The organism is Gordonia sp. HS-NH1, assembly GCF_001418765.1.
Classification (GTDB): domain Bacteria; phylum Actinomycetota; class Actinomycetes; order Mycobacteriales; family Mycobacteriaceae; genus Gordonia.
In genome coordinates this window covers 19,503-28,965 of sequence record NZ_LIYC01000052.1, presented here as the reverse complement: position 1 = coordinate 28,965, position 9,463 = coordinate 19,503, and the positions used below count along the sequence as shown (strand labels likewise).

The 9,463-nt window shown below is 67.0% G+C and carries 8 protein-coding genes and 1 pseudogene; all 9 read left to right on the top strand.

The genetic code is table 11. The annotated features are described in order from the left end of the window. Window positions 1-284 (top strand): annotated as a pseudogene (locus AMD30_RS25305) (ABC transporter ATP-binding protein); the annotation flags it as partial. A 2-nt stretch (window positions 285-286) separates the two neighbouring features. Continuing rightward, the gene (locus tag AMD30_RS22205) at window positions 287-1,093 is read left to right on the top strand and encodes an MlaE family ABC transporter permease (RefSeq protein WP_004023366.1); all 807 of its coding nucleotides are present in this window, start codon (window positions 287-289) and stop codon (window positions 1,091-1,093) included. A 56-nt stretch (window positions 1,094-1,149) separates the two neighbouring features. After that, window positions 1,150-1,977, top strand: coding sequence for an MlaE family ABC transporter permease (locus AMD30_RS22200; protein WP_044507639.1), 828 nt, complete (start codon window positions 1,150-1,152; stop codon window positions 1,975-1,977). Between the two features lies 1 nt (window position 1,978). After that, window positions 1,979-3,349, top strand: coding sequence for an MCE family protein (locus tag AMD30_RS22195; protein ID WP_055477133.1), 1,371 nt, complete (start codon window positions 1,979-1,981; stop codon window positions 3,347-3,349). Continuing rightward, window positions 3,346-4,428, top strand: coding sequence for an MCE family protein (locus tag AMD30_RS22190; protein ID WP_010844673.1), 1,083 nt, complete (start codon window positions 3,346-3,348; stop codon window positions 4,426-4,428). Before AMD30_RS22195 ends, AMD30_RS22190 begins: the two co-directional genes overlap by 4 nt. Window positions 4,429-4,433: 5 nt before the next feature. Next, window positions 4,434-5,540 (top strand): MCE family protein, encoded by a 1,107-nt coding sequence (locus tag AMD30_RS22185; protein ID WP_425307043.1) that lies wholly within the window; start codon window positions 4,434-4,436, stop codon window positions 5,538-5,540. Then, entirely contained in the window at window positions 5,540-6,868 is a 1,329-nt protein-coding gene (locus AMD30_RS22180) for an MCE family protein (RefSeq protein WP_055477132.1), read from the top strand. Before AMD30_RS22185 ends, AMD30_RS22180 begins: the two co-directional genes overlap by 1 nt. After that, the gene (locus tag AMD30_RS22175) at window positions 6,868-8,199 is read left to right on the top strand and encodes an MCE family protein (protein WP_010844670.1); all 1,332 of its coding nucleotides are present in this window, start codon (window positions 6,868-6,870) and stop codon (window positions 8,197-8,199) included. Before AMD30_RS22180 ends, AMD30_RS22175 begins: the two co-directional genes overlap by 1 nt. Next, a complete protein-coding gene (locus AMD30_RS22170) occupies window positions 8,196-9,437 on the top strand; it encodes an MCE family protein (RefSeq protein ID WP_010844669.1) in 1,242 nt (413 codons plus the stop codon). Before AMD30_RS22175 ends, AMD30_RS22170 begins: the two co-directional genes overlap by 4 nt. The last annotated feature ends 26 nt before the right edge of the window (window positions 9,438-9,463 follow it).

The following is a 9,463-nucleotide window of genomic DNA, read 5'->3' as shown; positions in this document are numbered from 1 at the left end:
AACAAGAAGACCAGATCCGCGAGGAGAGCCGCGCCCACGCCGACAACATGGCGAACGGTCGGGAACCCGGCGACAGCCGGGGCGGCGAGAGCCGGGGCGGCGACAACGAGTGGACCCCCGCCCCCGCCGGCGTCACCGCCGGGCACGCGCGGTCCGATCAGGCCAACACCGACGTCATCGACTACGGCGGCAGCGATGCCCCGACCGAGCAGTGGCACACACCCGGTGATGCACTGACCAAGCCCAGCCATCGTGCTGATGGGAACGAAGGGCGGACTCCCTAAGGATGAGCAGTGCCACCACGCGTGGCGTCGACCGAATCGCGCAAGCCGGGACAGGTGCCCTGTCACAGACCGGCAATATCGTTCAGCTCTTCGTCGATGTTGCACGCCAGACCTTTGTGCGCCCGTTTCAGTGGCGGGAGTTCATCCAGCAGGCCTGGTTCATCGCCAGTGTGACGATCCTGCCGACCGCGCTGATCGCGATCCCGTTCGGCGCAATCGTCTCGCTGCAGACGGGTTCGCTCATCAAGCAGCTCGGTGCGGAGTCCTACACCGGTGCGGCCAGCGTGCTCGTCGTCATCCAGCAGGGTTCGCCGCTGGTGACGTCGTTGCTGATCGCCGGCGCGGCCGGTTCGGCCGTCGCCGCCGACCTCGGCTCGCGCACCATCCGCGAGGAGATCGACGCGATGGAGGTGCTCGGCATCAACCCGATCCAGCGCCTGGTCGTTCCACGTGTGCTGGCCATGGTGCTGGTGGCGATGCTGCTCAACGGTCTGGTCGCCGTGATCGGCATCGGTGGTGGTTACTTCTTCAACGTGGTCGTCCAGGGTGGCACGCCCGGCGCCTACCTCGCGTCGTTCGGCGCGCTGGCGCAACTCCCCGACCTCTGGGTCTCGACGCTGAAGGCCGCGATCTTCGGCGTCCTCGCCGGAGTCGTGGCGTCGTACAAGGGCCTCAACCCCAAGGGCGGCCCGAAGGGCGTGGGTGACGCGGTCAACCAGAGCGTCGTCATCACGTTCCTGCTGCTGTTCCTGGCGAACCTGATCATCACTGCGGTCTACCTGCAGGTCGTCCCACCGAAGGGAAGCTAGACGTGACCGAAGGTGGGGGCGGTGTGACCATCGCCAAGAGCCGGCCCGAGTACTACATGTACGAGGCCCGCAAGCAGCTGGGCAAGCCGCTGAAGGTGCTCGACGGTGCCGGCGAGCAGATGTCGTTCTACGGCCGCACGCTCGCCTGGATCCCGAAGACGCTGGTGCACTACACGCGTGAGGTCATGCGCCTGCTCGCCGAAGTCGCGTTCGGATCGGGCGGACTCGCGGTCATCGGCGGCACCATCGGCGTGATGGTGCTGATGTCGGGGTTCACCGGCGTCGTGGTCGGCCTGCAGGGGTACGCCGCGCTCGACCAGATCGGGTCGCAGGCCCTCACCGGCTTCCTCTCCGCCTACGTCAACACCCGCGAGGTGGCCCCGCTGGTGGCGGGTCTCGCGCTGTCGGCGACCGTCGGCTGCGGCTTCACCGCCCAGCTCGGCGCCATGCGGATCTCGGAGGAGATCGACGCGCTGGAGACGATGGCCGTGCCGTCGATCCCGTTCCTGGTGTCGACCCGAGTGATCGCCGGTTTCATCGCGGTCATCCCGCTGTACGTGCTCGGCCTGCTGTCGGCGTACCTCGCCTCCCGCGTGGTGACGACGGTCTTCAACGGCCAGTCCGGCGGCTCCTACGACCACTACTTCAACCTGTTCCTGCCACCGGCCGACGTCTTGTGGTCGTTCGGCAAGGTGCTGGTCTTCGCGTTCGTGATCATCCTCGTGCACTGCTACTACGGCTACTACGCCTCGGGCGGTCCCGCGGGTGTGGGCGTGGCCGTCGGGCACGCGGTTCGAGCGGCTCTGGTGCTGATCGCGGTCCTGGACTTCTTCCTCGGCCTGGCGATCTGGGGCACCACGACAACCGTGCGAGTGGGAGGTTAACGTGACGCTGCTGCGTAAACGGTTGCTCGGCCTGGTGTTCTTCCTCGTGGTCGCGTTGTTCCTGACCCTCACGATCACCAAGTTCAACAAGTCGTTCACCGAGTTCACCGACGTCACGCTGGTGACCGACTCGACCGGCAACGCGCTGCCGGCCAACGCCGACGTCAAGGCCCGCGGCATGACCGTCGGCGAGGTGCGCGAGGTCAAGCCCGGACCCGACGGTCGCGTCGAAGTCGTGTTGGGGCTCAATCCCGATCAGGCCTCGACGCTCTCGGACAAGACCACCGCGCGCATCCTGCCGAAGACGCTGTTCGGTGAGCGGTACGTCGCTCTGCAGGTGCCCGAGGACAATTCGGGCCCGACGCTGAGCAACGGCGCGACGATCGAGACCGATCGCAGCGGCAACGCCCTGGAGATCCAGCAGTTGTTCGACAAGCTGCTGCCGGTCCTCGAGGCGATCCCGCCCCAGGACCTGAACGCAACGCTGACCTCGCTGTCGTCGGCGCTGTCCGGCCGCGGTGAGCAGCTGGGCACGACGCTGGAGGAACTCGACCAGATCTTCGGCGAGATCAACGAGAACCTGCCCGAACTGGAGGGCACCCTCGAGGGACTCGCCAGCTTCTCCCAGACGTATTCGCAGGCGCTGCCCGATGTGGTCGACGCACTCGACTCGCTGCGCACGACGTCGAACACCATCGTCGAGCGTCAGGACGATCTCCGGACGCTCATCGCCACCCTCGGCGTCGCATCCGACGACCTGACCGGCTGGCTGCGCGCCAATCGCACCGACCTGATCGACCTCGCCGTCGACTCCGAGGAACTGCTCGTCGGACTGGCCAAGCAGTCGCCGACCTTCGTGTGTACGTTCCGCAACTTCGCGGGTCTGATCCCGGAATCGCGCAAGATCGTCGGCGAGGGGACCGACAACCCGGGTGTGCGAGTGAACCTGCAGTTCGTCAATCCCCGTGGCCGTTACCTACCGAATCAGGACGAACCCCGCTTCATGGACCTCGATCCGCCTGCCGTCTGTTACGACCCGAAGATGGGCGGCGACCGCCCGTTCCCGCAGTATCCGGGCGGCGGCCTGGCGGACGGCAGCTACCAGCCGCCGTCCCGCAACCCCGGCCCGCGCAACGTCCGGCAGCTCCCGCAGCCCCAGTTCAGCGGCGTCCCGGCGGGGACCGTCTCGTCGGCCCCGGCCGGTGCGAAGCCCGTGGCGGTGGAGTCCAACCCGTTCGACGACCCGGAGTATCGCAAGCAGTTGCAGGTCATCTACGGCGCCACGTCGGGTAAGTCGCCGGAAGAGGTGCCGACCTGGGTGACCATGATCGGCGGCGGTGCGCTGCAGGGTGCGAAGGTCGACATCAAATGAAGTCGATTGTCGGACCGCTGATCAAGCTGATCGTCTTCGGCGTGGTCACCGTGGTGACCACGAGTCTGCTCGCGGTGACCATCGCCAACGCCGGTGGTGACGGTGATGCGAAGTTCAACGCCGTGTTCACCGACGCCACGTTGCTCAATCCGGGCGACGACGTCCGGATCGCGGGCGTGCGCGTCGGGCAGGTGGAGAGCGTCGAGGTCTACGACCGCAACAAGGCGAAGGTCTCGTTCAACGTCGACCGCGACCGTCTGCCGGACGGCACCCAGCTCTTCATCCGCTACCGCAACCTGACCGGTCTGCGGTACCTCGCCCTCGAGCGCGGGGCGGGCGACCCGTCGCAGACGGTCGCGCAGGGTCATACGTTCGGCCTGACGCCGGGCGTCACGGACACCCACCCTCCGGTGAACCTGACCGAACTGTTCAACGGTTTCCGGCCGCTGTTCCAGCAGCTGTCGGCCTCCGACGTGAACAAGCTGACCGAGCAGATCATCGCGATCTTCGACGGGCAGGGTGGTTCGATCACCCGTCTGGTCAGCGACACGGCCGATCTGACGAACGCGATCGCCGACAAGGACAAGGTCATCGGTGAGCTGATCACCAACCTGACCAAGGTCCTCGACACGGTCAACCGCAACGACGAGCAGTTCACCAGCCTCCTCGACAACACCGAGAAGCTCGTGACCGGCCTTGCGGCACAACGCGGTTCGGTGGGTTCGGCGATCACCTCGGTCTCCAACCTGACCTCGGTCACGGCGAACATCCTCGGTGCGACGCGCCCGTCCATCCAGGGCGACATCGCCGGACTGAAGTCGCTGGCCGACCAGATCAACAAACGTGACGAGGACATCGAGGAGACGCTGACCAATCTGCCGATCAAGCTCCAGAAGATCGGTCGCGCAGCGACATTCGGTTCCTGGTTCCAGTTCTACCTGTGCGGCATCGACGTGGTGGCGGGCAACGGCAAGTCGCCGGTGCTGACGCAGCCGCTGGTCCCGCTGCCCGACATCAACCATGTGCTCTACACCAGTGCGGCGACGCGCTGCTGGGCAGACGACCGGCCAGGGGGGTGACCACGATGGCAGACAACAACGATCCGAACGTGCGCGACCCGAAGATGAACGACACCGACCGCGATGAGACCGACGCTCCGGTGCAGCATCCGCACCGGCGTTTCGGCGGCCGGCGCAGCCCGGTCAGCATCGGTGCCATCGGCATCCTGATCCTGCTGATGCTCGGACTCAGCTCGTTCTATCTCGCCGAACTGCCGCTGCTCGGCGCGGGTGCGCGCTACACCGCGAAGTTCACCGAGGCCGCCGGTCTGAAGCCGGGCAACGAGGTCCGAGTCGCGGGCGTGAAGGTGGGCGAGGTCGACGACGTCACCCTCGACGGGGACCGCGTCAACGTCACCTTCCGGGTGGAGAACACCTGGATCGGCGACCAGACGCAGGCGACCATCCAGATCAAGACGATCCTCGGTCAGAAGTTCCTGTCGCTGAACCCGCGTGGCAGCGAGCCCGCCGATCCCGACGTCCCGCTGACCGACACGGTGGCCCCGTACGACGTCATCGAGGCGTTCTCGGGCGCGGCCGAGCAGATCGGCGAGCTCGACAACGACCAGCTGGCCGAGTCGATGCGCGTGCTCTCGGACACCTTCTCGGGGACCGCGGGTACGACCGGTCCGGCGCTGGACGGCATCGCCCGCCTGTCGCAGACGATCTCCAGCCGCGACCAGGAGGTTCAGCGTCTGCTGGCCGCGACGAAGGACACCTCGAAGATCCTGGCCGATCGCAACGAGGAGTTCGTGCGCCTCATCGGCGGCGCGGGTCAGCTGCTCGACGAGCTGAACAACCGCCAGCGCAACATCTCGGCGCTGCTGGCCAGCACCACGAGCCTCAGCGACTCGCTCACCGGCATCGTGCGCGACAACGAGGAGCAGATCGGACCGGCACTCGACGCGCTGAAGGGCGTCAACGAGTTGCTGCAGCGTCAGAACCAGAACATCCGCGACTCGATCAAATACATGGCGCCGTTCTATCGCCTGTACGCGAACGTGCTCGGCAACGGTCGCTGGTTCGAGTCCTCGGTGGTGAACCTGCTGCCGCCGGCGCTGCCACAGCAGAACACGACGCGTCCGCCGAACAAGCAGGCCTTGGAGAACCAGGGCGGGACGGGAGTCGGCTGATGACCACACCGGATCTGACCCGGAATTCGGGTCCCGGCCGCTGGTTCACGCCGCGGCACATCGTGGTGATCGTGATCGGGCTGATCATCGCGCTCATCCTCGCGGGCGCGCTCTGGTGGGTGTTCTCCTCGACCGGCACCACGAAGATCACCGCGACCTTCAAGCGGTCGGTCGGCATCTACGAGGGCTCCGACGTCCGAGTGCTCGGCGTGGCCGTCGGCAAGGTCGACTCGGTCACGCCGGAGGGCGAGACGGTGAAGGTGACCATGACCGTCGACCGCGGGGTCGAGCTGCCCGCGGATGTCCGTGCGGTGCAGATCATCCCGTCGGTCGTCGCGGATCGCTACGTGCAGCTCACCCCCGCCTACACGGGTGGGGAGAAGGCGCCGCGCGACCTCACCCTCTCCGTCGACCAGACGATGGTCCCGGTGGAGGTCGACCAGATCTACGCCAGCGTCAAGGAACTGTCCGACGCCCTCGGACCCGATGGCGCCAACAAGACCGACGGCACCGGCCGCCAGGGCGCGGTGAGTGAACTCGTCACGACCGGCGCCGAGAACCTCGAGGGCAACGGCGAGAAGCTCGGTGCGGCCATCGAGGGACTGTCGAAGGCCTCGACGACGCTGAGCGATTCGCGCGGCAACCTCTTCGACACCGTGAAGAACCTGAACACGTTCGTCGGCGCACTGCGCGAGAACGATGCGCAGGTACGGCAGTTCAACACCCAGATGGCCTCGTTCAACCAGTTCCTCGCCGGTGAGCGCGAGCAGCTCGCCGCCGCGCTGAACAAGCTGTCGATCGCTCTCGGCGACGTGGCGACCTTCCTCGCCGACAATCGCGAGCAGATCGGCGAGACGGTGAAGGACCTGCAGCCGACGACCCAGGCGCTGCTCGACCAGAAGAACAACCTCAAAGAGGTCCTGACCGTGCTGCCGATCACGGTGAACAACCTGATCAACGCCTACGACGCCGAGTCGGGCACGCTGGCCATGCGGCTGACGATCCCGGACCTGCAGGACCTGATCGGAGCGCAGTGTCGCCTGCTCGACCTCGGGCAGCTGCTGCCGGGCAACCCCGCGGCCGATCAGTTCAGCGACACGTTGCGTCCGCTGATCAGCCAGTGCGAGGAGATCGGTGACCAGATCCAGAAGGGTGTGCTCGAGCCGCTGCTGCCCGTGCTGCCGTTCGGCATCATGAGCAACAACAAGCTGCAGCGCGCGCCGGTGCCGGGCACCGTCCCGGGCAACCCCGACCCCGAGATCGGCAACCCGTCGCCCTCGAGGTCGCCGGCCCCGTCGTCCACCCCGCGACCCCGGGGAGGCAACTGATGAACCGCTCGTCGATGCGTACGGCGATGGCCGGCGCAGCACTGTCGCTGACCCTGCTGGTGACCGGCTGCATGTCCAACGGCATCCAGTCGATCCCGCTGCCCGGTGGCGTGAACACCGGGGACAACGCGCGCACGTACAAGATCCAGTTCGACGACGTGCTCGACCTCGTCCCCCAGTCGACGGTCAAGCGCGACGGCATCCCGGTCGGGCGCGTGACCAAGGTCGAGGTGCCGAACGACCAGTGGTTCGCCCAGGTCACCGTCGAGGTGCAGAACAACGTCGATCTCTCCGACGAGGCCGAGGCGAGCGTGCAGCAGACCTCGCTGCTCGGCGAGAAGTTCGTGGCGTTGACCGAACCGGACGGCAGTGCCGACGCGCCGCGCCAGAACCCCGACCAGCCGATCCCGGTGTCGCGGACACGCACCGCCACCGACATCGAGCAGGTTCTCGGCGCACTGGCCCTGCTGCTCAACGGCGGTGGTCTCAATCAGCTGCAGCCGATCGTCACCGAGCTGAACAAGGCGCTCGACGGCCGGACCGACAAGGTCCGCAACCTGATCGGCGAGACCGAGGACCTCATCGCCGGGCTGAACCGGCAGCGTGACGACATCATCACCGCCATCGACGGTCTGGCCGAGTTGTCGACGCGCACGGCCGCGCAGACCGCGCAGATCGACCGCATCCTCAAGCAGCTGCCCGCGGGCGTCGAGGTGCTGGAGGAGCAGCGACCCCAGTTCGTCGAGCTGCTGACCAAGCTCGATCAGCTCGGTCAGGTCGGTACCGATGTGCTGGGCAAGTCGCGCACGGCGCTGATCAACGATCTGAAGGCGTTGCGGCCGGTGCTCACCCAGCTCGCCGCCGCGGCTCCCGATCTCATCACCGCGGCGCCGTTGATGCTCACCCACCCGTTCCCGGACTGGCTGTTGCCGGGTGTCCGCGGTGACTCGACCAACCTGTTCATGACGCTCGACCTCCGCGTGCTCAATCAGCTCGAGGCGCTCGGCGTCGGCCAGGGGACCCCGAAGTACTCGCCGCCTGCTCGCGTGAGCGTGCCGGTCGACCCGCGCAATCCGTACTACCGCGGCAACGGACCGCGCTACGGGTGGCCGACCATCACCTTGCTTCCGCCGGGTCCGAACTGGCGTCCGGGACCGAACACCCCGCCGTCGGGTGGGCGCTATCCCGCGTCCTTCTCCCGGCCGGCAGAGGGCGCCGGCCCGATGCCGACTCCCGCGACCCCGGGTCAGGGCATCCTCGACGGCCCGCTGGCCGCGATGGGACTCGCACCGGCGGCGCCCACCCAGAACCCGTCAGGAGCAGGACGATGATCGGCAAGCTCGTCAAGATACAGCTGATCGTGTTCGTGATCGTCGGTCTGGTGGCGCTGGTGTACGTGGGCGCGAAGTACGCCCGCCTGGACAAGCTCGCCGGCGTCGGGATGTACACGGTCACCGCCAAGCTGCCCGATTCGGGCGGCATCTTCACCAACGCCGAGGTCACCTACCAGGGTGTGCCCGTGGGTCGCGTCGGCAAGCTGACGCTCACGTCCGAGGGAGTCGACGTCGCGCTCGACATCGACTCGGGTGGGCCGGAGATCCCGGCGTCGGCGACCGCGGTCGTCGCGAACCGGTCCGCGATCGGCGAGCAGTTCGTCGACCTGCAACCGACGTCGTCGGAAGGGCCGTACCTGAAGGGCGGCGACACGATCACCAAGTACTCGCTTCCCGAGCCGCTCGAAGATGTGGTCGCCTCGGCGATCGACTTCACCGATTCGATCCCGGTCGACGACCTGAACACCGTCATCACCGAACTCGGCCGCGCATTCAACGGGCAGGGTGAGAACCTCACCCGCCTCGTCGACTCGCTCGGCAAGCTGTCGCGGGCCGGCGTGGACAACCTGAGTGAGACCGTCGCGCTCATCCAGAACTCGAACGTCGTGCTCGGCACCCAGGCCGATCAGTCCGACGCGATCCTCACATGGTCGCGCAACCTGAATCTGGTCACCGCGACGCTGGCCTCGGCCGATCCCGACCTTCGGCGACTGCTGACGACGGGCACCTTGTCGGCGACCCAGATCTCGGAGCTGATCCAGAAGAACGGCAACGACCTCTCCAAGGTCGTGAAGGATCTCGCCGAGGTGGCCCGCACGATCGAGCCGGCCACCTACACGACGTCGACGACGTTCGCCATGCTGTCCGCGTTGTCGGCGGGTAGCCACGCACCCGCTCCGGGCGACGGTCAGATCCACTTCGGCGTCGTCCTCGAGACCAACAATCCCGCGGCTTGTACCCGCGGTTACGAGAGCACGGATCTGGTGCTGGCGGAAGCACGCCGACAGAATCCGGACTTCGATCCGCGCTACGACGACTTCGCGTTCAACACCGAGGCCAAGTGCACGGTGCCGTTCGGCAACCCGACCGGTGTGCGCAGCGCCGAACGCGCCCAATACGCCAACCCCGCCTACCCGCAGCCGTGGGACAACACCCCCAAGAAAGATCCCGACAAGCTCAACCTCAACCCGCTCGCCCGGCAGCTCGCAGCGCTGCTCGGTGTCCGGCCGCGGTAGACCCGACCACCCGACGAGCGACGCCG